Source organism: Algoriphagus sp., from assembly GCF_030694375.1.
GTDB lineage: Bacteria > Bacteroidota > Bacteroidia > Cytophagales > Cyclobacteriaceae > Algoriphagus.
The window spans coordinates 40,726-63,922 of sequence record NZ_JAUXYL010000003.1 but is presented as its reverse complement, the minus strand read 5'-3'; the positions used below and the strand labels follow the sequence as shown (position 1 = coordinate 63,922).

Annotated in this window: 21 protein-coding genes; 11 read left to right on the top strand and 10 right to left on the bottom strand. The window is 42.2% G+C overall.

Translation table 11 applies throughout. The annotated features are described in order from the left end of the window. The first annotated feature begins 3 nt into the window (after positions 1 to 3). The 5 genes from pyk to Q8M62_RS00395 all read left to right on the top strand — a co-directional run bounded on the left by pyk (position 4) and on the right by Q8M62_RS00395 (position 5,686). Positions 4 to 1,434, top strand: a complete 1,431-nt coding sequence (gene pyk, locus Q8M62_RS00415) for a pyruvate kinase (RefSeq protein ID WP_304900120.1) — start codon at positions 4 to 6, stop codon at positions 1,432 to 1,434. A gap of 154 nt (positions 1,435 to 1,588) precedes the next feature. After that, the gene (locus Q8M62_RS00410) at positions 1,589 to 3,451 is read left to right on the top strand and encodes a fasciclin domain-containing protein (RefSeq protein ID WP_304900121.1); all 1,863 of its coding nucleotides are present in this window, start codon (positions 1,589 to 1,591) and stop codon (positions 3,449 to 3,451) included. Positions 3,452 to 3,548: 97 nt separating this feature from the next. Further along, on the top strand, positions 3,549 to 4,601 hold the full coding sequence (locus Q8M62_RS00405; protein ID WP_304900122.1) for a sensor histidine kinase: 1,053 nt from the start codon (positions 3,549 to 3,551) through the stop codon (positions 4,599 to 4,601). Continuing rightward, on the top strand, positions 4,546 to 5,322 hold the full coding sequence (locus Q8M62_RS00400; RefSeq protein WP_304900123.1) for a LytTR family DNA-binding domain-containing protein: 777 nt from the start codon (positions 4,546 to 4,548) through the stop codon (positions 5,320 to 5,322). Before Q8M62_RS00405 ends, Q8M62_RS00400 begins: the two co-directional genes overlap by 56 nt. Before the next feature lies 1 nt (position 5,323). After that, a complete protein-coding gene (locus tag Q8M62_RS00395; protein ID WP_304900124.1) occupies positions 5,324 to 5,686 on the top strand; it encodes a hypothetical protein in 363 nt (120 codons plus the stop codon). A gap of 3 nt (positions 5,687 to 5,689) precedes the next feature. On the opposite strand, the gene Q8M62_RS00390 is transcribed toward Q8M62_RS00395, so the two are convergent. The 5 genes from Q8M62_RS00390 to Q8M62_RS00370 are packed head-to-tail and all read right to left on the bottom strand — an operon-like array spanning position 5,690 to position 9,441. After that, on the bottom strand, positions 5,690 to 7,270 hold the full coding sequence (locus Q8M62_RS00390; RefSeq protein ID WP_304900125.1) for an NFACT RNA binding domain-containing protein: 1,581 nt from the start codon (positions 7,268 to 7,270) through the stop codon (positions 5,690 to 5,692). Next, positions 7,270 to 8,034 carry an MBL fold metallo-hydrolase gene (locus Q8M62_RS00385; protein WP_304900126.1) on the bottom strand — a complete coding sequence of 255 codons (765 nt, stop codon included), beginning with the start codon at positions 8,032 to 8,034 and terminating at the stop codon, positions 7,270 to 7,272. The genes Q8M62_RS00390 and Q8M62_RS00385 overlap by 1 nt, the downstream gene beginning before the upstream one ends. Next, positions 8,031 to 8,309 (bottom strand): hypothetical protein, encoded by a 279-nt coding sequence (locus Q8M62_RS00380; RefSeq protein WP_092729381.1) that lies wholly within the window; start codon positions 8,307 to 8,309, stop codon positions 8,031 to 8,033. The genes Q8M62_RS00385 and Q8M62_RS00380 overlap by 4 nt, the downstream gene beginning before the upstream one ends. Beyond that, positions 8,309 to 8,686: a response regulator gene (locus Q8M62_RS00375; protein WP_304900127.1), complete on the bottom strand. Its 378-nt coding sequence runs from the start codon at positions 8,684 to 8,686 to the stop codon at positions 8,309 to 8,311. The genes Q8M62_RS00380 and Q8M62_RS00375 overlap by 1 nt, the downstream gene beginning before the upstream one ends. Next, positions 8,683 to 9,441: a hybrid sensor histidine kinase/response regulator gene (locus Q8M62_RS00370; RefSeq protein WP_304900128.1), complete on the bottom strand. Its 759-nt coding sequence runs from the start codon at positions 9,439 to 9,441 to the stop codon at positions 8,683 to 8,685. Before Q8M62_RS00370 ends, Q8M62_RS00375 begins: the two co-directional genes overlap by 4 nt. Positions 9,442 to 9,482: 41 nt before the next feature. Here Q8M62_RS00370 and miaA point away from each other — a divergent pair, with 41 nt between their 5' ends. Continuing rightward, complete coding sequence (gene miaA, locus Q8M62_RS00365) at positions 9,483 to 10,391, top strand: tRNA (adenosine(37)-N6)-dimethylallyltransferase MiaA (protein ID WP_304900129.1); 909 nt, start codon at positions 9,483 to 9,485, stop codon at positions 10,389 to 10,391. On the opposite strand, the gene Q8M62_RS00360 is transcribed toward miaA, so the two are convergent. Both Q8M62_RS00360 and pfkA read right to left on the bottom strand, forming a co-directional pair. Next, positions 10,379 to 10,654, bottom strand: a complete 276-nt coding sequence (locus Q8M62_RS00360; protein ID WP_304900130.1) for a hypothetical protein — start codon at positions 10,652 to 10,654, stop codon at positions 10,379 to 10,381. The genes miaA and Q8M62_RS00360 overlap by 13 nt on opposite strands. A 61-nt stretch (positions 10,655 to 10,715) precedes the next feature. Continuing rightward, on the bottom strand, positions 10,716 to 11,690 hold the full coding sequence (pfkA, locus tag Q8M62_RS00355; protein WP_304900131.1) for a 6-phosphofructokinase: 975 nt from the start codon (positions 11,688 to 11,690) through the stop codon (positions 10,716 to 10,718). Positions 11,691 to 11,840: 150 nt separating this feature from the next. Here pfkA and Q8M62_RS00350 point away from each other — a divergent pair, with 150 nt between their 5' ends. The 5 genes from Q8M62_RS00350 (at position 11,841) to Q8M62_RS00330 (ending at position 18,755) form a co-directional block, all read left to right on the top strand. Then, on the top strand, positions 11,841 to 12,728 hold the full coding sequence (locus tag Q8M62_RS00350; RefSeq protein ID WP_304900132.1) for an aldo/keto reductase: 888 nt from the start codon (positions 11,841 to 11,843) through the stop codon (positions 12,726 to 12,728). 62 nt (positions 12,729 to 12,790) lie between these two features. Next, positions 12,791 to 14,944: an acylase gene (locus Q8M62_RS00345; protein ID WP_304900133.1), complete on the top strand. Its 2,154-nt coding sequence runs from the start codon at positions 12,791 to 12,793 to the stop codon at positions 14,942 to 14,944. Positions 14,945 to 15,130: 186 nt separating this feature from the next. Continuing rightward, positions 15,131 to 15,811 (top strand): response regulator transcription factor, encoded by a 681-nt coding sequence (locus Q8M62_RS00340; protein WP_304900134.1) that lies wholly within the window; start codon positions 15,131 to 15,133, stop codon positions 15,809 to 15,811. Next, the gene (locus Q8M62_RS00335; RefSeq protein ID WP_304900135.1) at positions 15,811 to 17,202 is read left to right on the top strand and encodes an ATP-binding protein; all 1,392 of its coding nucleotides are present in this window, start codon (positions 15,811 to 15,813) and stop codon (positions 17,200 to 17,202) included. Before Q8M62_RS00340 ends, Q8M62_RS00335 begins: the two co-directional genes overlap by 1 nt. Positions 17,203 to 17,297: 95 nt before the next feature. Next, positions 17,298 to 18,755, top strand: coding sequence for a DUF5982 domain-containing protein (locus Q8M62_RS00330; protein ID WP_304900136.1), 1,458 nt, complete (start codon positions 17,298 to 17,300; stop codon positions 18,753 to 18,755). Between the two features lie 147 nt (positions 18,756 to 18,902). On the opposite strand, the gene Q8M62_RS00325 is transcribed toward Q8M62_RS00330, so the two are convergent. From Q8M62_RS00325 to Q8M62_RS00315, 3 genes are all read right to left on the bottom strand, one after another. Beyond that, complete coding sequence (locus Q8M62_RS00325) at positions 18,903 to 19,589, bottom strand: hypothetical protein (protein ID WP_304900137.1); 687 nt, start codon at positions 19,587 to 19,589, stop codon at positions 18,903 to 18,905. Between the two features lie 432 nt (positions 19,590 to 20,021). Continuing rightward, positions 20,022 to 21,086 carry a hypothetical protein gene (locus Q8M62_RS00320; protein WP_304900138.1) on the bottom strand — a complete coding sequence of 355 codons (1,065 nt, stop codon included), beginning with the start codon at positions 21,084 to 21,086 and terminating at the stop codon, positions 20,022 to 20,024. A gap of 87 nt (positions 21,087 to 21,173) precedes the next feature. Next, positions 21,174 to 22,706 (bottom strand): SulP family inorganic anion transporter, encoded by a 1,533-nt coding sequence (locus Q8M62_RS00315; protein WP_304900139.1) that lies wholly within the window; start codon positions 22,704 to 22,706, stop codon positions 21,174 to 21,176. Between the last annotated feature and the right edge of the window lie 491 nt (positions 22,707 to 23,197).

The following is a 23,197-nucleotide window of genomic DNA, read 5'->3' as shown; positions in this document are numbered from 1 at the left end:
CCAATGAGCCACCTCCCATTTAAAAAAACAAAAATACTAGCCACCATCGGTCCGGCATCGAATAATTACGAAACGATTAAAAGTTTGGCTGCTGCCGGTGCAAATGTTTTTCGATTGAATTTTTCGCATGGAACACACGAAATTCATCAGGAAGTCATACAGATTATTCGAAGAATTAATAAAGAACTGGATTGTAATCTTGGGATACTTCAAGATCTGCAGGGGCCTAAAATCCGTGTAGGGGAGGTCGAAAATAATGGAGTGGAAATAAAGGCTGGAGAACTGTTAACTATCACTAATGAACCTGTGATTGGAAGTTCTTCGCTGGTGAGCACAGTTTACCAGAATCTTCCCCAGGATGTAATTCCCGGCGACAGAATCCTCATCGACGATGGTAATCTGGAAGTAATAGTAAACAGTACAGATGGCAAAAATGTAAATACCACGGTAATTCACGGAGGAATCTTGAAATCCAGAAAAGGCATCAATCTTCCCAATACCAAAGTTTCTGCACCTTCCCTGACTGAAAAGGACATCGAAGATCTTGAATTTGGTCTGTCTCAGGATGTAGATTGGATTGCACTGTCTTTTGTAAGATCAGCAGAGGATATTTTGGATCTAAGAGAGCGGATTATTGCAGCCGGAAAAGATTGTAAAATCGTCGCCAAAATCGAAAAGCCTGAAGCACTCGAAAATATAGATTCAATCATCGAAGCGACAGACGCCATCATGGTTGCCAGAGGTGATTTGGGTGTAGAAGTGCCAATGGAAATCGTTCCTCTTTGGCAGAAAAAAATGGTCGAGAAATGTAAGATTGCCTGTAAACCAGTGATCATAGCTACCCAAATGATGGAAAGTATGATCCAAAACCCTCGACCAACCCGCGCCGAAACCAACGATGTCGCCAATGCAGTATTGGATGGTGCGGATGCCGTGATGCTTTCCGCTGAAACTGCTTCGGGAAAATATCCAGTCAATGCCGTCAAAGCGATGACCAGCATCATTACATACCTGGAAGAGAATGCAGACATTTACCATAACCTGTATAAAATTCAAGAAGACGACTTAACATTCCACAGCAATAACCTGATCCTAATGGCCTCGAGATTGTCCAGAAATGTGAAGGCCAAGGCAATTGTTGGAATTACTTCTTCTGGATTTACCGGGCTTAGATTGGCATCCCACCGACCTTCGGCCAATATTTTTGTTTTTACCAGAAATAAAAAACTCCTTACGCAACTCTCATTGGTTTGGGGTGTGCGAGCTTACTATTATGAAAGTCAGGTATCTACTGACGCGACTTTCACGGATATAGAAAATACTTTACAAAAAGATGGTCATGTGAAGTCAGGTGATGTAATCATCAACACCGCCAGTATGCCGCTGAAAGAAAAGGGAAAAACCAATATGCTTAAAATTCACTTGGTTGAGTGAGGTTAAAGGCAAATACAGGAATTTAGTTTTCTGATTTTAGGTCAATTCAAAGGATGAATTTAACAGTTCATCCTTTTTTTTATACAGTTGAGCGGTTATGATTAGACCTGTTGACTTGACTTTGGTTATAGATCCAAATAAACCAAATCAAACTATGACAAAACTATTCAAATACTTGCTCATGGGATCGCTGTTTTTTTCGATCCTGTCGTGTAGTGATGATTATCAGGGACCAATCCCCTTTCCTACACTTATCGAAGCTGCAAATGAAGCAGGCTTAACAACACTTGTAGCCAGCGTCCGTGCTATTCCGGGTTTAGAGGCAACGCTTCAAGACCAACCTGCCATTACGGTATTTGCGCCAACCAATGACGCTTTTGCAAATGCTTTGCGCACTTTTGGTGCCACTGATCTCAACGATTTGGTGATCAAACTAGGAGGAGCCCAAAATTTGCAGACTGTTCTTGGTTTCCATGTCGTTCCTGCCGTTGCGTTCTCAAGAAATTTGAATGAAGTAAACATTTTTACAACCCTTGCTGGTCAGCAGTTAAGAGTAAATTCTACTCCAGGCGCAGTAACAGTCACTGACGCAGCTGGTAACGTGGCCCGAGTTATTCAGGCGGATGTACAGATAGAGAATGGTGTGGTACATGTGATCGATCGTGTATTGATTCCTTCCATTGAATTGCCAAAGCCAAATTTGGTAGAGGCGGCAACTAAGGCAGGATTAACTACACTGCTAACAGCAGTGACCGCTGTTCCGGGTTTACCAAGTGCATTATTAAGTGCGCAGGCTATCACGGTCTTTGCGCCAACCAACGAAGCATTTGCAGCTGCGCTAACCGTATTTAAGGCAAAAGACTTAAATGAATTGGTAATCAAAATCGGTGGACCTGCCAACCTTGAAAAAGTATTGGGCTTTCACGTGGTGCCTGCGGTGGCTTTCTCTGCTAACCTGGCAGCTACAAATTCCTTTACTACGTTATCTGGACAAACTATCGTTGTTGAGAAAACAGGATCAACTGTATCCGTAAAAGATCAATTGGGTAGAGTAGCTCAAGTCGTGGCCGCTGATATTGCTATTGCAAACGGTGTCGTCCATGTGATTAATGGAGTAATGTTGCCTGATTTGAAGCTTCCGACCGTAGTAGAGGCTGCTACAGCTGCAGGATTGACAACATTATTAAATGCGGTGACAGCTGCCGGTTTGGGTAACACACTACTCAATGCTAACGCAATCACTGTCTTCGCACCTAGCAACGCTGCTTTTACTGCTGCTCTTCAAGCATACAAAGCTGAAAATTTAAATCAACTGGTCGCTAAAATAGGTGGTATTGCCAATCTCCAAAAATTGCTTGGATTCCACGTTGTGCCGGCTGTAGCATTTTCTTCTGACCTAGCCGCTTCCAATACATTCACAACTTTGGCAGGTCAACAACTTACAGTAACCAAAACAGCCTCCGGAGTAGCGGTAAGAGACGCTCTTGGAAACACTGCAAATGTGGTAGCTGCTGACGTAGCGATCAAGAATGGTGTCGTGCATGTGATTGATAGGGTTCTTCTTCCTACTATAGAACTTCCAAATGTGGTAGAGGCTGCGCAAGCTGCCAATCTTACTACACTTCTTCAGGCAGTAACTGCCGCAGGACTGGGGAACACCCTTTTGAATGCGCAAGCTATCACTGTTTTTGCTCCAACCAACGCTGCTTTTTCTGCGCTGCTGAGTAGCCTTGGCTTCAGTTCACTTGATGCTATGGTGAGTGCGCTGGGTTTACCTGCCGTTACCAAGGTCCTTGGGTTCCACGTCGTTCCTGCCACTGCTTTCTCCTTTGATTTGGCTTCAGGTTCGCAGATGGTTCCTACTTTGGCCGGAGAGATGCTCACAGTAACTCGAAGTGGTAACAATGTAACCGTCACTGATAAAGCAGGGAAAACCTACAATGTTGTGGTAGCCGATGTTGCTATCAAAAATGGCGTTGTTCATGTGATTGACGGTGTTCTATTGCCCACCCTTTGAAAAACTAATGGATTAAAAGAGGAACAGAAAAATTCTGTTCCTCTATTTTTTTTAAAAAGGAGAAACGAAGCTTAAATCAAGCGCTAGGAGGGGAAATATGTTTAGTCATCGCTACAGTCATTGGTTTGCCGGAATCTTGGGCAGCTATTCTTTTCTGAATATATATTTCCTTGATGGTGACCGACTGTTTGCGGTTGCTATTGAGCCATTTGCTTTGTTTATTCTGATTTTGGCTTTGACGTTTTCGGTTTGGGGCCTCAATCGACTAATCGAAAAAAGGATTGCCGGCCATGATTTGTCCACCCACCCTTTAATTTTTCAATTCGGAATCAGCGTAATAGGGGTATTGGTTTTATCATTTATTTCCTCCCATGCTACGGGCTTAATTTTAAGCGGACCGTACTCATTTACTTGGCAGAATTTTCTTCTCACTACAGCGTTCACATCCAGAATCAATCTTTTTCTAAACTGCATTAATGCAATTTATTTTTTCAATCAAAAGCTTCACGAGAAAGCTTTTGAATCAGAAAAATTAAAAACATTGACCATCGAGGCCAAACTTGAATCTGTTAATTCACAACTGAATCCACACTTTTTTTTCAATAATCTCAGTACACTTTCAGTGCTGATCCATCAGGACATCCATCTGGCTGACCAATATCTTCAAAAGCTGAGTGAGATCTATCGCTACATTCTCAAGAATAAAGGAAACGAACTCATTTCCCTGGCAGAGGAGATTGACTTTCTAAAAAAATATCTGGAATTGCTTACCATCCGCTTTGAAGACTCCCTGAGATTTTCATTGGACTTGAAAAATCCGAGTTTTGAAAAACTGATCCCTCCAGCGGTGCTCCAACTTTTGGTAGAAAATGTGGTGAAGCACAATTTTTTCACCAAAAAGAAGCCACTTGAAGTTTCCATTACTTCTGACGGTTTTTTTCTGAAAATTCATAATAAAAAACAACCAAAAACAGTGGTTGATTTTTCTTCGGGTATCGGCCTTCAAAACATATCAGATAGATATAGGTTTCTAAACAGTAGTATTCGAATTGAAGATGAACCGGGTCATTTTCTGGTCGAACTGCCACTGATCGATGACAAAACACTTACTTCTAGTCGAAGACGAGCCACTAGCACAAGCACGAATTAGCACGATCATACGGAAGCATCGTCCTGATTGGGTGGTCGCAGATACGGTTCAAAGTATCTCCGAGCTGGAACAAGCTCTGAAAAACCAAGCTATTTTTGACCTTATTCTTTGTGATATTCATCTGGCTGATGGGCTGAGCTTTAGGGCTTTTCAAAACAAAAAAATTAAGATCCCGATAATTTTTATTACAGCGTATGATGAATATGCATTGCAGTCTTTTGAGCATAACTGCATCGATTATGTCCTGAAACCAATACAGGAAGAGCGCTTGGTCAAAGCTTTTGAGAAAGTGGAAAGTTTAAGTCAAAGTCCCGTATCAGAGGGTTTTTCATCTGAATTTGTTGATAAATTTATCCAGCGTTATACCCAAAAAACTTTCAAAAGACGCTTTTTAACTAAAACTGGAACAAAGCTTTCCTTTACCTCGGTGGAGGAGATAGCGTTTTTTTATGCGGAAGGTGGGGTCACCTTTTTGGTTACTTCAAATTCTTCCCAGAAATTTATGATAGATCATAGTCTCAATGAACTTGAAACTGAACTTTTGGATCCAAATAAATTTTACCGAATCAATAGATCCTTCATCATTAATTTAGACAATCTGTTGGAAATGAAACCTTATCATAATGGTCGGCTGGTGTTATCTTTGAATGCAAAAAGTGAAGAGGTAATTGTCGTGGCAAGAGAGCGGGTTAACGAATTCAAATCCTGGATCGATCAATAAAATGAATAAAGTCTTTTTTTTAATCCTTTTTTTTGGGGCTTTTACTCAATTAAATGGCTTTGCGCAAACCAAAGATCAAGCATCCTTCGATTCGCTTAAGCGTGCGCTAATTCAAGTAGATCAAGAATTGTATGCTGTACAGCTCAACTTGCATCAAGCCCAAAATCAACTCCAAACCGGAATTTTGGTCGCAACACTCGGCTACACTGTAACAATTATCGGAGGTCAATTGCTAGGCACAAAACCTGAATTGGGAGAGACTTTACTTTATGTGGGTGGCGCAACTGGTATTGTAGGAACAGTGATTCTGTTTAAGGGGTTTAAAAAAATCAGTCTTGGGCCTCCGGTTTCCCGGAATCGCTAGCTTTTATTTCCGGGCTGCAGTTTCTTCATCCGGACCAATTGGAGTCACCATCACCACTTTTTCACGATCAACCATTACGGAACCGGGAGCGGCACCTTTCACTTTTCTTACAAATTTTGCCTCGGTGTAAATTACAGGTGCAAATGATTCTGTTTTGAACTTAGAGTAAAAAGCAGCCAAGCCTGCGGCGCGTTCCAAAACTGTATTGGGCAATGCCGACATCCCTTTCATCCGGATCACCACGTGAGAACCAGGGACCTGACGGGCGTGAAGCCAAAGATCATCCTTGTGAATAAATCCCCGAAGCATTTCATCGTTGTCCTTTGCTGACTTACCTACCCAAATCGTAAAACCTTCAAATTCAAAAACCTTGAATGGCAATCCGCTTATTTCTTTAGTGATTGCCTTGTCCTCCTTGTTGGTTTTTTGATAGGTTTTGAGTCCTTTATGCCCAGTGATTTCTTCGATGGATTGGATTTTTTGTTCTAGTTCTATTCTGAGATTTACTTTTGAGGCGATTGTTTTTTCGATTTGATCCAATTCGATTTGCCGGTTTTTGGATTTTCGGTAAAGTGATTCAGCAAGGAGTTGAGGCTTTTGATTGGGCTTAAGGGTGACTTTTACCGGATTTCCTGTATAGAAGTCCAAAAGCTCAGCTTCAGTTTTTCCATTTTGGAATTCATGCAAGTTTGCCATGATCACATCGGCAAGTTGACTGGGTGGGGCTGCATTTTTGAGTTCCTCCAGTTTTGCAGCTGACTTTTGTATGTAAGAAACCGTCTTTTTGAGTAGCTCCTGATAGCTTTTCAGAAGGGCGTTTTTTTCCTTGTCAAAATTCCCTTTGACCAAAGCCAAATAGAACAACTCATTTGATGCAGCAATTGGATCCGATAGCGTTTTTAGGGGTGCAGCTTCAGGCAGTAAACTCAGCTGCACTGTTCCCTGCTTTTCGACCAAGGCAAACAATGGTGTGTCCAAAATATCGAGAAGATCCTGCATCAAGGACCACTTTTCCTCAATTTCAGCCTCCGGATATCCCCGTTCTTTCAGCCAAGCCCGTGGAATTGTGCCCAAGGTCGGGAGAAATTGAGATGCATTTCCTTCGAGTTCGACAAAGCGTTCGCGACTCAGATCGAGTGGTTTTTCAAGACTTTTCCAATCCAATTCTTTGTCTTCCCGGATTTCATTTCTAAAAAGAAGGCTCGGCGTGGCTTCTTCTTTTTGATACAAAAGCACATTACTTCGATTACCATGAAGCTTGAAAACCAATTTTTTCCCCGACTCCAAGTCAAAATAAAAAGCCCGCTCAAAGCTGAAAACGGCACACTTCAGGATGGAATCACCAATTAATTCCTGAAATAAATTGATTGTATTTCGCTTTGCTCGGTGGTATTGCTCAGGAAAACTGAGGTATACCTGTGGTGGAAGGAGATGGGCGCGGATATAGCGAATGGTAGATTTTCCTTCCGTTTCGATGATGAGCTCATCTTTGCTTTGTGAAAAGCAGGAGATGATTTTTTGACCGGTATAAGCTTCTTCTAAAGCGGGGGCCAAGTACTTCAGAAAATGGTAATTGAGGTGCATCACTCCAAAGTTAACTCCAAGCCGTCGTAGGCCAAGGCAATTCCGGCAGGTAATTCCCTGTCGACTTGCTCATGAAGGCCAAGACGATGGGCGATATGGGTGAAGTAGGTTTGTTTGGCGCCGATTTTCCGCGCCATGTGTACCGCCTCATCCAGGGTAAAGTGAGAAATGTGAGATTCCTTTTGAAGGGCATTCAATACAAGGATTTCTGTCCCTTCCAATAGCTTTAAAGATTCATCCGGAATGAAATTAGCATCGGTGATGTAGCTGAAGTCCCCAAATCGGAATCCTAAAACAGGGAGCTTGTAATGCAGGACAGGAATAGGAATCACGGGAAGACCATCGACTCGGAAGGGATTTTCGGTGATTTCAATGGCTTGTACTTGAGGTACGCCAGGATATTTTTTGTCGCTGAAGATGTATGAAAACTCCCTTCGAATCTGATCTAAAACCTGTTTTTGCCCAAAAATCGGTATGTCCATTTTCTGGGAAAAATTGAATGGTCGGATATCGTCAAGCCCGGCAGTGTGATCTTTGTGTTCATGAGTGTAGATGACCGCATCCAGTCTTTTTACTCCTGCGCGTAGCATTTGCATTCTGAAGTCCGGTCCAGTATCTACAACCACTGAAACTCCATTCGCCTCCAAATGTATTGAAGTTCGGAATCGTTTATCTCTGAAATCCAATGATTTACAAACCTGACAATCACATCCGATTACAGGGACGCCCTGGGAGGTTCCGGTTCCAAGAAAAGTTATTTTCAAAATTTTAAGGTAGTTTGGCGGAGCTCGTTAAGGAAATCCTGATTTGATTTTTCTTTGAAATCCTTCGGGTCGAGATTAAGTTCGTTGATGATTTCGATCAAGGCATTTATTTTTCCTTCTATCGGAAAGTACTTATTGATGATGACGATTTTGGTTTCTTTCAGGACACAATAGCCGGATTTAAAGTTTCCTTTTTCATACCTCAGAATATATTCTGAGGCTGCAAAAAGGTTTTCCATTTTGTCCAAAAAATGCTTCGTGTACTTGATGACCATCAGCTCAGAAATTTTTTGACTGTTGCCAGCACTTTGTCGTAGTCGAGTGGTTTTTGGATGAAATCATCAAATCCCAGCCTCCGAAATTCCTCAGGGGTGTAATTGTGGATATTCCCGCTAATGGCGATGATGGGTAGCTTACTTACAGCTGGATTTGAATGGCTGCGAATCAGTCGTGTGCATTCTACACCGTCCATGACGGGCATGCTGATATCCATAAGAATTAAGTCAAATGGCTCTTTTTCCAGAAACTCCAGCACTTGTTTTCCATTTCTGGCAGCCTTCATTTGATAATTTTCGAAAGCCAGCACATTTTTGGTCAAGTTGATGATGATGGAACTGTCCTCGCCTACAAGAATTTTTTTGGATTCGCTCATAAGTCAAAAATAGTTGCTTGATTTAAGAATTCACGAAATTCACCGATTTCATTTCTCAGATTTTTTAATTCTTCGCCGAAAAGGGTGAAATTTTCTTTTTTGCCATAATCTTCAGCTTTTGTGGCTGAATTATAAATTTTCATAGCACCCAGCGTTCCTGAATTTCCTTTGATCTCATGGATTTTTTCAATCAATTCTGAGGACAATCCATCATCGGGATAATGCAAATAGATGAGGGCTTCTATTTCACTGCATTCATTCAAAAATTCATCAAATATCTTTTTGATCACCGATTTGGAACTGTACTTCAAAAGGTGGTTTAGTACATTTTCGTCGAGAGTAGCCGAAATTTCACCTGTAATTTCAGATGATTGAGTACTGTTTTTTGGATTTCCATTTAGATACTGTTGGACTAATGACAGAAATTCTTTTGGCCGGATTGGTTTTGTGATGAATTCATCAAATCCTTGTTCTAAAAAGTGATTTCTGTCAGATTCCTCTGCAAAAGCCGTCACCGCAAAAATAGGACAACTTAAATTCCTGCCTTGGCGGATTATCTTCATAGCGGTGAATCCATCCATTTTAGGCATCTGAATGTCCATTAAGATGAGGTCAAAAGTAGACACTTCTGCCAATTCAACCGCTTCGAGACCATTTTTTGCAGATTCAAATGAGAAACGTTGACCGATCAGATTCTCAAAAAGTTTCCTGTTAAGGTCATTATCATCTACGATTAATACCTTTTTGCTTTTCATTACATTCCTTAAGACTTTTGTTTGACTTTAATTTCAAACCATTGTCGAATAAAAAATTCCTTATACTGGTAGTCGGTCCCACAGCAGTGGGCAAAACTGACATTTGCTTAAATCTAGCCAAAAAATTCACAACAGAAATTGTTTCATGCGACAGCAGACAGTTTTATCGGGAAATGAACTTGGGTACGGCTAAGCCGACTCCCGAGGAACTTCAACTTGTGCCCCATCATTTGATCAATTCACTTTCTATCGAGGAGGATTATGATGTCCGGAAGTTTGAAAAGGATGCACTGGGTATATTGGATGAGATTTTTCGGAAGAGGAACGTGGCTATAATGACGGGTGGATCCGGACTATTTGCGGATGCAATTACCAAAGGGCTGGATGAAATTCCTGATGTGGATCCCGACATTCGAAAGCAACTAATAGGAGAATTTGAGGGGAAGGGCTTGGAATGGTTGCAAGCCCAGGTATCTGGTGTTGATCCGGAATATTTCGAACAAGTGGATCGGCAGAATCCTCAGCGACTGATGCGGGCACTTGAGGTGTTTCGTGGTACAGGGCTAAAATTCAGTAGTTTTCGAGTAAAGAAAAAAGTGACTCGATCCTTTCAGATTATTAAAATCGGATTGGACCGGGACCGGGATGAACTCTATCAACGGATCGATTTTCGAATGGATCAGATGATCGCTTCCGGACTTTTTGACGAGGCAGATGCGCTTTTTGGGAAGCGACATCTGAATGCCCTTCAGACGGTTGGGTATTCTGAGATTTTCGGATTTTTGGAAGGGAAATATGATCGGGAAGAAGCCATCAGGCTCTTAAAAAGAAATTCCCGACGATACGCCAAGCGACAGTTGACTTGGTTTCGTCGGGATGAAGAAATCCGATGGTTTCACCCGGATCAGCTGAAGGAAATTAGCGCTTGGATTACAGCTCAAATGGATTGAAAACCTGCAATTTTGGCTATCCAGTTGTACGGAGCTTTTTTGATCAGCCTATTGTATTGGTATTTATTGATTTTCAATTGACGGATCGCTTCCAAATTTTTTTTGGAGACTTTTTCATCAGGATTTGCTTTTTTAAGACTTTCCAAAACCGTATCCGGATCAGAAATTTCTCCCAAAATCAGGCCGATTTCAGGATGTGCGAGACCGATTTTGGAGAGCAGTTCACGCTGCATGTTGAGCTTTCGCTGCATCGTGTTTTTCACGGTTAAGAAAAAAAGCAAGCATGCTCCACTAACAGTTAAAAACAAAGGAATAAAACCCATATTAAATACTTAAAATGTCGATTAAAGCCAGATGATCCGGATGAAGCGGTTTTGGTTGGCCGATGCAGTCACCAAATGAGGTATAAACTATCGAATTGTTCATTACCCCTGCCATGCAGTTGGTTTTTCCGGAAATCAGCCCGTCAACCGCTCCCATTCCACATCTGCTTCCTAAAACACGATCACGGGCTGTAGGGTTTCCTCCGCGTTGAATATGTCCCAAAGTTGTCACTTTAAATTCTTTGGAAGGATCTTTTATTTTTTCTTTGACCAGGTTCATGATCTGATCAGCATTACCCAAGTCATCACCTTCAGCTACTACAATGATGCTCGAAGATTTTGACTTCCGGAGGTTTTTGAGTGATTTGACGACGCTGTTCAGATCGGTCTTTGTCTCTGGTACCATCACAAATTCTGCCCCGCCACCGATACCGCATTCTACGGCTATAAATCCAGCATCGCGTCCCATCACCTCGATAAAGAAGATGCGGTCGTGAGCGGCTGCCGTATCGCGAATTTTATCAATCGCCTCCAAAGCGGTATTCACCGCAGTATCGAAGCCAATGGTATAGTCAGTTCCAAAAATATCATTGTCAATTGTTCCCGGGCAGCCCACGGTTGGGATACCATATTCCTCGAAAAATACCTTCGCTCCTGTGAAGGTTCCGTCTCCGCCTATGGCAACCAATCCTTCGATTCCCAAAGCTTTCAGATTTTCAAATGCTTTTTTGCGTCCTTCCGGAGTTTTGAATTCCATGGACCGAGCGGACTTGAGCATGGTCCCTCCTCGCTGGATAATATTGCTGACCGAATGGGAATGCATTCGCTTGATATCTCCCTCGATCATCCCCTCGTAACCCCGTTGGATCCCGTAGACTTCCAGTCCTCTGAAAATTCCTGTCCGGACTACCGCGCGGATACAGGCATTCATTCCGGGAGAGTCTCCTCCTGAGGTGAAAACGGCTATTTTCTTCATGTTTATAGGTTTTTGGCAGCCCAAAAATAGATATTTAAGCAGGAATACAGGTGTGTATCTTTAGAATTGAAACCGAAATTAAAAATTAGGGTTTGGAATTGGATGTTAAATAATTGATGCTTAGCCTTTGCGGGAATTAACGATTAAAAAATGTCAGAAAACACAGTTCGGCCAGTAGATCCATTTCCGGAATTGGCTCTCGGTTGCATGTCATTACCGGAGCGATTTTCCGATGCGAAAAAAATTATCTACGCAGCTTTTGATTCAGGAATTCGCTTTTTGGATACTGCTGATCTGTACCAAAAAGGACAGAATGAGCAAAATATCGGTCGTGCAATCCAAACAAAAAGAAATCAGCTCATCCTGGCTTCCAAAGTGGGAAATCAATGGAATGCCGAAGGCACTGCCTGGGCCTGGAATCCACGCAAGGCCTATATCCTGCAGGCTGTGGAGGAAAGTCTGAAACGGTTGAGGACTGACTACCTCGACCTTTATCAGTTGCATGGAGGAACGCTTGAGGATCCTTTGGAGGAAGCGCTGGAAGCTTTTGAGTTATTAATATCTCAAGGAAAAATCAAAGCTTTTGGAATTTCTTCCATCCGGCCGAATGTCATTCGAAAAGTAATGACAATGAGCCCTCCGGCTACGATCATGATGCAATACAGTCCGCTGGACAGAAGGCCTGAGGAGGAAGTTTTTCCGCTTTTGGAAAAATCCGAAACACGCGTTTTGGCCCGTGGTGCTTTTGCAAAAGGAATCCTGATTGATAAGCCTGCAATAGCTTACTTGGATTTTTCGAAGGAAAAAGTCGCGGAAATAAAAACTGAAATCCAAAGTCAGGGCTTCAGTCCGGAATCAGTATTGATTCGGTTTGGATTGGTGGAAAAATCCGTCTCTTCACTGGTAATTGGTGCAAGTTCGGTAGACCACGTTGAAAAAATCCGAAAAGGATATGCCGAAAGCAAAACCATTCCGTTGGATTTGATTCTGAACTTGAAGCAGAAATTTACACCGAATCTTTACCAAGACCATCGGTAATAAAGGTATTGCGAAGGCTCCCGAAAACGGTTACTTTCGAGCTTCACCTTTACCCAAATGCTATGCTTCGGAGATTTATCGGCTTTCTAAGCCTTATTGCCCTTTTTTCCTGTCAAAATCAAAATACTACTGACGAACTGAGCCGCTGGGAAGCACAGGCCGATCGGGTGGAGATTCTGCGCGATGACTTTGGTGTACCCCATATCTATGGAAAAACAGATGCAGATGCAGTTTTCGGATTGTTGTACGCCCAATGTGAGGATGATTTCCGGCGAGTGGAGCGCAACTACGTCTGGGCGATAGGCAGGCTGGCCGAATTAGAAGGGGAGGAGGCGATCTACTCAGATCTCCGCGCTAATCTCTACATGACTGAAGCCGAGGCCAAGGCGGCCTACGAAACAGCCCCAAATTGGCTGAAGGAACTTTGCGTAGCTTTTGCCGATGGGGTCAACTACTACCTGCACACCCATCCCGAAGCCAATCCCCAAGTGATTACCCGATATGAACCTTGGATGCCGATGTTTTTCTTTGAAGGATCCATCGGTGGCGATATTGAGAGCATTGCGACGGGCGGAATTAAGGCTTTCTATGAAGGTAATAAGGCCTTGGCTTTTGCACAGCCATTGGAAGATATGCTGACCGAACCACAGGGATCAAACGGGATAGCCATCGCGCCAAGTTTGACAGAATCAGGAAATGCGATGCTGCTCATCAACCCGCATACTTCCTTCTATTTTCGTCCGGAAGTTCACGTAGTCAGCGAAGAAGGACTCAATGTTTATGGTGCGGTCACTTGGGGTCAGTTTTTTGTTTACCAGGGGTTCAATGAGAAAACCGGATGGATACATACCTCGACTTTTGTGGACTTCAAGGATGAGTTTGAAGAGGAAATCGTAGAATCCGAAGGAAAAATTCAGTACAAGTATGGGGAGGAGCTTCGTGATGTGGAGGCAAAGACAGTCCGTTTAAAATACAAAGCCGGACAGGAATTGAAGGAGAAAGAATTTACTTTTTACCGTACGCATCATGGGCCAATTACCCATAAAAACGGAGAAAAATGGGTAGCCACCAAGATCAATTGGGATCCGGTCAGTGCGCTGTCTCAAAGCTATACCCGCACCAAGTTGAATAACTATGCGGAATTTAAAGACATGATGAATATCCGCACCAACTCCTCAAATAACACGGTTTTTGCAGACGGAGAAGGGAATATTGCTTATTTCCACGGTAATTTTATCCCGAAACGCAATACTGAATTTGATTTTTCCAAGCCTGTGGACGGAAGTAATCCCGCGACCGATTGGCAGGGGCTTCACACCGTGGACGAGAGTATTCTGATTCTCAATCCCGGAAATGGCTGGATTCAAAATTGCAATTCCACCCCTTTCACAGCGGCGGCGGCATTTAGCCCAAAGAAGGAAGATTACCCCGTATACATGGCTCCTGATGCAGAAAACTACAGGGCAGTTCATGCCATTAAGGTTCTTCAGGCAGTCAAAAAAGTAGACTTGGACAGTTTCCTTCAGTTGGCCTACGATCCCTATTTGCCAGCATTCGAATACCTAATCCCTGAGTTAATTTCAGCTTTGGAAAAAACCGGGAACCCGTCCCAGAATGCCGTATTGCAAGTATTGAAAGTATGGGATTACCGAACCTCCAAGGAGTCTGTGGCCATGTCGGTTGCGCACTTTTACGGTGAAAATTACCAGCGTGAATTCCGCAGCATGAACCGATTTATCAATCCCATGCCAACTGCCAAAATCCCGACAGCAGCAGAAATTACAGCAGTTTTCGAAAAGACTATCGCACAGATGAACGCTGATTTTGGAACCTGGAATACGCCATGGTCGGAAATCAACAGGTTCCAAAGGCTTTCCGGTGACATTGACCTCAAATACGATGACAATGCACCTTACGTTCCCGTGGGTTTGGCTTCAGGCAATTGGGGCGCTTTGGCAGCGTATGGTGCACGAACGTATGAAGGAACAAAGCGACTCTATGGCTATCGTGGAAACAGCTTCGTAGCGGTGGTCGAGTTTGGCGATAAAGTGAAAGCCAAAACCATCCTGGCCGGAGGGCAAAGCTCGGATCCCAATTCTCCGCATTTCTTTGATCAGGCGCAGCGCTATGCCGATGTGAACTTCAAGGATGTGGCTTTCTACAAGGAAGATGTAGAAAAAAGAGTGAAGGAAAAGTATAAGCCCGGGAGACGGTAGGGAGATTGAATTACTACCTTTTAGGTAATGTAATCCCGAAATAATGGTGAAGTAATTCTAATCTGTGGATGGAGGACTACCTACAAGCGCACATAAAAGCGGGCCATAAATCCCTTACAGAATCCTATTCATTCCAAAACTTATAGGATTGGTTGAGTCAAACTTGTAAATCTTTACTTTGCAATGATGAATATCCTAGTTATTGAAGACGACCAAAGAATTGCCGAGCTTATTCAAAGAGGATTGGGGGAGCATGGCTTTTACACCACTTTGGCATTTGATGGGCTTTCAGGTATGAAACTGGCGTTTCAAAATGACTATAACTTAATTATAACCGACATCATATTGCCAAAAATTGACGGACTTGACTTATGCAAACAAATCCGTGAGATCAAGCCCGACATTCCGATAATCATGCTGACAGCCTTGGGGACAACTGATGATAAAGTCGAAGGCTTTGATGCAGGAGCAGATGATTATCTTGTCAAACCCTTTGAGATGAGAGAGCTTTTGGTTCGCATCAGAGCACTGCTCAAGCGACATACTAAAACTATAAGCAATTCAGGTAATGTATTGAAATATAGCGAGCTTGAAATGAATTTGAATACCAAAATCGTAAAACGGAAAGGGCTAGAAATCAATCTTACACCCAAGGAATTTAACCTTTTGAAATTCATGTTGGAAAATTCCGAACGGGTTTTGTCACGGGTAGAAATTGCGGAGAATGTTTGGGACACTCATTTTGATACAGGTACCAATTTCATTGATGTTTATATCAATTATTTAAGAAAGAAAGTTGACAAAGAATTTGACACAAAATTAATTCATACAAAATCCGGAATGGGCTTTATTTTGAAAGTGGAATAATGAAAATCCGAACCCGATTAACCATTTTGTTTACCCTTATTACAGCGACCATTGTGTTGGTGTTTGCTTTTGTTATCTATTATTCGGCTAGGGAAAATCGGGAACGCGAATTTTATTCTTTATTGAAGAAAGAAGCAATTACAAAGGCAAACCTATTTTTTAATGCAAAGGTAGAAATCGAAGCTCTCCAGAACATCTATCGAAATAACAGGGAAATTCTGAATGAAGTAGAAGTTGCCATTTATGACAGTGGTTTTAATTTGATGTACCACGATGCGGTGGACATTGATTTTGTAAAAGAAACTCCTGAAATGATAAATGAAATTCTTACGAAGGAAGAAAAGATGTTTTATCAGGAGGAATGGCAGGTTATTGGACTGACATACACATTTCAAGACAAGGTCTATATCATAACCGCGGCTGCATATGACCAATATGGTCATAACAAACTCAAAAGCCTCCTTAAAAACAGTATCATAGTTTTTATTATTTCCATTCTGTTTATCTATCTCGCAGGGATTTTATTTACAAGGAAAGCCTTTGAACCTGTAAGTGAAATGATAGGGGAAGCAAAAAAAATCACGGCAACCAATCTTGATTTGCGGTTATCAGCCAATGGAAACAAAGATGAACTGTCGGAGTTAGCCAATACCTTTAATGAAATGCTAGATCGCCTTGAAAATTCGTTTGAGGCTCAAAAGAATTTTGTTTCCAATATTTCACACGAGTTGCGAACACCACTTGCGGCCATTATTGCTGAATTGGAGTTAGCTGCCAACAGAGATCGAAAAATTGATGAATATAAAATCGTTATTCAAAACTCCTTAAATGATGCGAGAAAGTTAGTTCGTTTATCCAACAGCTTGCTTGATCTAGCAAAGGCTAGTTATGACCCATCTGAAATTTCATTTAAGCCGGTTCGAATCGATGAGGTTTTATTGGATGCCCGGCAACAGGTGCAGCAGACGAACGGGAATTATAAGATTGATATCCACTTTGAGAATGATTTTGACAATGAAAGTCAGATTACAGTAAATGGAAACGAATACCTTCTGAAGGTGGCTTTTGCCAATCTCATTGAAAACGGTTGTAAGTTTTCGAATAATAGCAGATGTTCGGTTTCCATTTCAGTCAATCCGCAATCAGCCATGGGCAACCTTTCTTGCCCTATCAATCTTGAATTCAAAGACACGGGCATTGGTATTTCTGAAGCGGATTTATTGAACATTTTTAATCCATTTTTTCGGGGGGAGAATAAGGATTTTTCTGAAGGCAACGGAATTGGGCTTTCACTCACTCAAAGGATTATTTTGTTGCACAAGGGCTCGATTTCCGTAGCCTCAAAACAGGGAGAAGGATCCACCTTTTCTGTCGAAATACCTCAGGCCTAAATCGGCTCTAATAAAATTCTAATTTTTTTCTGTTGAATCTCTAACAGCCCCCCGTTAAGGATAGCAATACTTTTGCAACTCTAATCAGAATTGCAATGAAAAGCCTTTTCACACTTTTACTTTCAGGTATCTTTTTGCACGCATACGCTCAGGAATCGGATACTGTAAATGCAAAAAAAGAACTCCCTTTTTTCATCCATGAATCAAAGAAAATCCCCGATTTTGAATTGGAAGAAAAAAAAGAAGGAACGTTTATGACGGGGCTTCCCCGCTTTGAATTTGACCCAATTCGGGGCTTTGGAGTAGGTGGAAATGTGAATCTGTTTCTGAACAAAACCAAAGACGACGCTTTCTTCGACTATACAGCCTATCGCCATAGAGTAAATGCGGAATTTTTCATTTTCCAGAATGGGAGGATTCGCTATGCTTTGAATTATGATGCCCCGTATATCTTTAATTCCAAGTGGCGATTAAGAGCTGATATGGTTCACTGGGAAGACCCAAATGCACAGTACTGGGGTATCGGTCGCTCTTCCTTGAACCCGCTGCGCTTTAAAGATAAAAGAACAGGTATTACCCGAAATTTTAATAAAGTAAAAGATTACGAGGAAAATCTGGGCTTAGCGGAGTTGGGACAGGATGGAAAATATTATACTGATTTTCATTTTAACCACATTCAGCAACGTGAGCAGTTGTACAATGTATTAGGTGAAAGAGTAATGATGGGGGGCAAATTGAGATTGATGTTTGGTTATGAGGCTTTGTTGACTTCTTTCAGTTCATATACTGGCTTAATAGCTGAAGAATCTTATTCGCTTGAGGGGAAAGAAGTAGAAGCTATCAGCAACCCGACCTTGGTGGATTTACAGAAAGCCGATGGTACATGGGACAGATTTAATCTTTCAGGCTTTAAAACGGGCGAAAAATATATGTTTACCAGTATGCTGGCAGGAGCCTTGATTTTTGATACCAGAGATTTCGAACCAGACCCATCAAGGGGAATCTTTCTTCAATATTCACACGAATATGCTGCACCATGGCTAGGCTCAAACTTTGATTTTCATAAGTTTATGGTGCAAGGACAGTTCATTCATACCCTTAAAAGATGGAACAATAATAAAGGCAGATTGACATTCGCAGGATTAGCCGCAGTAGGGCACATCTTCGGTCCAAATATCAATTTTATTGAAATGTGGGACTTATCCAGTCAGGCAGAAGCAGGAGGAATATTAGTTTTGGGCGGAGGGCGTTCCATTCGTGGGTACAGGGAGGCTCGCTTTTTAGCCCCTACAGTGGCTTTAGTGAATTTGGAAATGAGAGCAAGATTGTATGATTTCAAATTCTTAAAGCAGCACATTGCCCTGGGGGTAACACCTTTTTATGACTTTGGAAGTGTATGGGATCAACCTGCTGATATGAATTTCAAAGAATGGAGAGGTGCACCAGGTATGGGCGGTCGTATCGCATGGAATCAATCAACTATTTTAAGATTTGATTTTGCCCAAAGTCGCGAAGGGGGACAATTCTTTTTTGGATTTGGACATATCTTTTAAAATGGAAGTACTCAAACTGGATTGAGGAGACTACCGAAGGTCAAAAAATAACCCGCTCCCGAGAATTAAGGATCTCGTGGAGCGGGTCATCGTTTTTTCACCCGAAATTTTGGACTAAGCCGGACAGGATGTCCTGAGTATCAAAACTTAATTAAAGGTGTATCGGAGGGAAAAGCTTCCGTCAATAAAGTTTCCCCGATAATGCTGAAAATAGAAGTAAGGAATTAAGTCTAATCCGAGTGTTAATGGGGCATCCTTGAATTTGTATTCCAATCCACCGATGCCCACGACTCCAATTGCGGCAAAGGTACGATCATCATAATAGCCATTGCATTTACGATTTTTTGGATCATTACATGGTCGAAATCCATCATAGTAGTATCGGCCGTCAAAGAATCCCAATCTGGCACCCAATCCGTAAACCCAGCTTAGCTGCGGAACTTCAAGAGCGCCTTTTTTATGCCACTCATACAATCCCGTCAATGAAGTGCCTCTCCATCTGCTGGCACCTACAATCAACTCCACAGCTGCTTTGCTATTCACAAAATGTTTTAACGTAACACCAGAGGTATATCCACCTCTGATACCAATGGCAGTAGTATAGCCTGATGGGCCTGAGGGCATTTCCGCGCTTTCCATGATGGAGCGGGTCGTTGTGTAATTAAGCGGAGTTTCGGAAAAACTTCTGGTTCTCCAAGTGTAAGAAGAGTAGTCAACTCCGGACTGCTGAAGTGGGCATTCACAATTTTCGCTGAGGCTTTCAGTTTCATTTTGGGCAAAAGCACCAAATGAAACTGAAAAGGCGAAAAGGCTGCCGATAAATAATTTTTTCATGATCTGTAATAGTTAGTTGAATTAATGAATCTGATTATCCGCAATCCTGCCAGAAATTAAGAAATATGCTTTAGAAGTTGCGGCTAATCGTCCACAGACAACGGTCGACGGTCCACAGAATGTTCTAAGGAACTTCAAACGATATTTAATAGGATTACAGGTAGAAAAGCGGATATACATTTTAATGAAATTTACTGATCCCGAAGTAGGCTCTTCGAGGATATTTTGTGATTTTCTTAATAGATGTTAAAAGACATGCCAAGTTTTTCGGATCCCACCTTCAAGTAGTTTAAAAAAAGTTTTTTCTGTTACTTTTTTATCGGATCAAAAAAAAATAATCCAAAAAGGAGCCGTTGATGCCCCTCATTGGATTGATGGATTTTGAAAGAGAAAGGAGCTTGGATCCTTTCCTTATCTTATTGTAGACTGAAATTAATTTTCCAGACCAAGTCTGTTTATTTCGGAAAGAAGTTTTACCACGCGCTGATCAAATTGCTGACTAAGTGTGGTGAAATCATCCTTCTTGATCAATTTTCCATGGCTGGTGAAAAAGAAGTTGATCTTTTGCTCCGTAGGGAAAATCAGAAAACGGCTGTTATTACTCAATTGGACTTGAAGCGCATTTGCGGTGGGAGACTTGGAGGGGACAATTCTTCCGCTCAACAGGTTTTTCAGCGTCCCGTTGCTGAGGTCTTCGATACTTGTGATCTCAGTCATTCCGAGAGACATCGGTGGTTTTCTTTTCAGTCTGGCTATCACTTTTTTGAAGAATACCTTTTGTGAAGGCTCTTCGATGGATACGGCAAGATTTTTTTCCCGCTGAAATCCATAGTCTGTATAGATTCCTATCAAACTGTCAAAGAGGGTTTTATCTTCACTTTTTGCCTTTTTGGCAGACATGATCAATCTGGAAAGCAAGTAGCTCAGACTGTCGTTTTGACCTTTCAGGAGGATTTCCTGATTTTCAGAGATAAACAGAGTCTCGTCAGGTTCGGAAAGTATAAACGTTTCATGATCCTTCAGCGGAGTAGGAAGATTTACGATCGTGGTGATCTCAGCTTCGTGTTTTGCAAAGATTTTTTCCAACAAATCGGTGATAAATATCGATTTCTTGCAGCGCAGTGAACCGTGATTTTCCAATAATAACTTTGATAAAATCAGCGATGTGTGATGGATGTTTAGCAGGATAAAATTACCTGTTACCAGCTTCCTTACTCCAAGTGTAAATTTGTCGTAGGTAGAATCCACTGCAATGACCAAATCAAAGCCATTTTTTTCCGCATAATCAAAGACTGGTTTAAGATGCCGAAAAGTAAAAGTATCCTCTAAAGAAGTGAGGGGCTCTGCGATTTTATGCCACTGCACTTCCACTTCCAGATTTGCTAATTTTGCGATTAGCTCATCTTGTGGATTTTCTGAGGTGATCAGAACTCTCAGCCCTTCTCGTTCCTTTTCAATTTGTCCTTGAACTTCTTCATTTATTGCATTCTCGATCATCTTCTTTATTTTTTTGATTTGGTACTCATTCAAGGACAACACCAGAAACTGAAAATCAATTCCTTGCGATTGGTAAGATTGGGATTTTTAGGCCAATTCGTCTATTACTAGCTTGTAGTTCGGATCTTCGATGATGTTGATATCGATGATTTCATCGGCTCTAGCCAAAAGTTTCTTGCAATCCGGACTTAAGTGACGAAGGTGGACTTTTTTACCCACTTTATGGTAACGTTCGGTGATTTTATTCAATGCTTCGATTGCCGACATGTCTACAACTCGACTTTCGGCAAAGTCAATGATCACTTCCTCCGGGTCAGTCAGGACATCAAATTTCTCTGAAAATGCCGTGACTGAGCCAAAAAACAAGGGCCCAAACATCTCGTAGTGTTTTACTCCTTTTTCATCCACATATTTTCGTGCACGGATTCGTTTGGCATTGTCCCATGCAAAGAAAAGGGCAGCGAGGATCACTCCGATGAGTACAGCCAAGGCAAGATTGTGTAGGACGGCAGTGATAATGGTGACAAGGAACATTAAGAAAATATCCTTTTTGGGCATTTTAGTTACTGTTTTGATACTGGCCCATTCGAAAGTGCCGATCGCAACCATGATCATCAAACCTGTCAAAGCGGCCATGGGAACTTGCTCAATCAGACTGGATCCGAAGACGATAAATACCAATAGCATGACTGAGGCCACGATTCCGGATAGTCTAGCCCTGGCTCCCGAAGAAACATTGATCAAACTCTGACCGATCATTGCACAGCCACCCATTCCTGAGAAAAACCCTGATGCAATATTCGCTACGCCTTGTGCGACAGCTTCCTTGTTGCTTCGGCCTCTGGTTTCGGTGATTTCGTCTATAATATTCAGTGTCAAAAGTGACTCGATCAAACCAACGCCTGCCATGATTGCGGCATAGGGGAAAATGATCCGGAGGGTTTCAAAGGCAAATGGAACAGAAGGAATGTGGAAAGGAGGGAAGCCACCTTTGATGCTTGCGATGTCTCCGACGGTCTTGGTGTCGATCCCGATGATCGCAACCAATCCAAAAACCACCACAATAGCGGTCAGGGAGGCCGGCACTGCTTTGGTCAATTTGGGTAAGCCCCAAATGATCAGCATGGTCAATACTACCAATCCGAGCAAAATATACATCGGCGTTCCGGTCAGCCAATTGCCATCAGTACCCTTGAACTGATCGAGTTGAGACATAAAAATGATAATTGCCAGTCCGTTGACAAAGCCAAAAATCACCGGATGTGGCACCAGACGGATAAGTTTACCCAGCCGAAGTGAACCCGCGGCCACCTGAATCAGTCCGGAAAGTACTACAGCGGCAAAAACATATTCTACCCCGTGGGTAGCTGCTAAGGTCACGATCACCACAGCAATTGCACCGGTGGCTCCGGAGATCATTCCCGGTCTGCCGCCGAGAATGGAGGTAACCAGACCCATCACAAATGCGGCATACAAACCTGTAAGAGGAGAAAGTCCGGCAATAAAAGCAAAAGCAACAGCCTCAGGGATTAGGGCAAGGGCAACGGTGAGTCCGGATAGAACTTCCGTTTTGTAATCTACACGCTGACTAAAGTCAAATAAGTTGAAGTACTTCTTCATTATTGAATAAGTGTGATAAATTGAAATAGAACAGTTGGAAAAATAATGCAGTCAGAAGGCCGGTAAAGGCAGTCCTAATCGATGGGAATCGAATAAAAAATCAAGGCGGAGTAGCGACTGAGCTGAATAATTGCATGGTGTGTCAAAGGTAGCTAAAAAACCCCAAACAGAATAATATTTTGTGAAAATGCATTTGTCCTACGATTGTATTTAGACGACCGAAACTTAACTGCTTTCACCCGCAATCGATAACGGAAGGAAATTCGTAAGGAAAAAATTTTTTAAAAAGTATCGGCTTGAGCCCAAATCAGCGCTCTGGCTAATCTAATCTCACCAGTTAAAGCTGACATTCATAGTTTGGAATTACTGTTTATGAATAGGAATGTGGGGTTAAGCCCATTCCACAAGGAAATCCGAAGCTGTTACCAGGCATTAGCCCAAATCTTCTCCGACAAATGGTATCGGTTTAAGACGGCTACACCAGAATTCTC

Coding starts and splice junctions, on each gene's coding strand:
- pyk (WP_304900120.1), top strand. CDS start 4: ATGAGCCACCTCCCATTTAAAAAAACAAAAATACTAGCCACCATCGGT.
- Q8M62_RS00410 (WP_304900121.1), top strand. CDS start 1,589: ATGACAAAACTATTCAAATACTTGCTCATGGGATCGCTGTTTTTTTCG.
- Q8M62_RS00405 (WP_304900122.1), top strand. CDS start 3,549: ATGTTTAGTCATCGCTACAGTCATTGGTTTGCCGGAATCTTGGGCAGC.
- Q8M62_RS00400 (WP_304900123.1), top strand. CDS start 4,546: ATGACAAAACACTTACTTCTAGTCGAAGACGAGCCACTAGCACAAGCA.
- Q8M62_RS00395 (WP_304900124.1), top strand. CDS start 5,324: ATGAATAAAGTCTTTTTTTTAATCCTTTTTTTTGGGGCTTTTACTCAA.
- Q8M62_RS00390 (WP_304900125.1), bottom strand. CDS start 7,270: ATGCACCTCAATTACCATTTTCTGAAGTACTTGGCCCCCGCTTTAGAA.
- Q8M62_RS00380 (WP_092729381.1), bottom strand. CDS start 8,309: ATGGTCATCAAGTACACGAAGCATTTTTTGGACAAAATGGAAAACCTT.
- Q8M62_RS00375 (WP_304900127.1), bottom strand. CDS start 8,686: ATGAGCGAATCCAAAAAAATTCTTGTAGGCGAGGACAGTTCCATCATC.
- Q8M62_RS00370 (WP_304900128.1), bottom strand. CDS start 9,441: ATGAAAAGCAAAAAGGTATTAATCGTAGATGATAATGACCTTAACAGG.
- pfkA (WP_304900131.1), bottom strand. CDS start 11,690: ATGAAGAAAATAGCCGTTTTCACCTCAGGAGGAGACTCTCCCGGAATG.
- Q8M62_RS00350 (WP_304900132.1), top strand. CDS start 11,841: ATGTCAGAAAACACAGTTCGGCCAGTAGATCCATTTCCGGAATTGGCT.
- Q8M62_RS00345 (WP_304900133.1), top strand. CDS start 12,791: ATGCTTCGGAGATTTATCGGCTTTCTAAGCCTTATTGCCCTTTTTTCC.
- Q8M62_RS00340 (WP_304900134.1), top strand. CDS start 15,131: ATGAATATCCTAGTTATTGAAGACGACCAAAGAATTGCCGAGCTTATT.
- Q8M62_RS00335 (WP_304900135.1), top strand. CDS start 15,811: ATGAAAATCCGAACCCGATTAACCATTTTGTTTACCCTTATTACAGCG.
- Q8M62_RS00330 (WP_304900136.1), top strand. CDS start 17,298: ATGAAAAGCCTTTTCACACTTTTACTTTCAGGTATCTTTTTGCACGCA.
- Q8M62_RS00325 (WP_304900137.1), bottom strand. CDS start 19,589: ATGAAAAAATTATTTATCGGCAGCCTTTTCGCCTTTTCAGTTTCATTT.
- Q8M62_RS00320 (WP_304900138.1), bottom strand. CDS start 21,086: ATGATCGAGAATGCAATAAATGAAGAAGTTCAAGGACAAATTGAAAAG.
- Q8M62_RS00315 (WP_304900139.1), bottom strand. CDS start 22,706: ATGAAGAAGTACTTCAACTTATTTGACTTTAGTCAGCGTGTAGATTAC.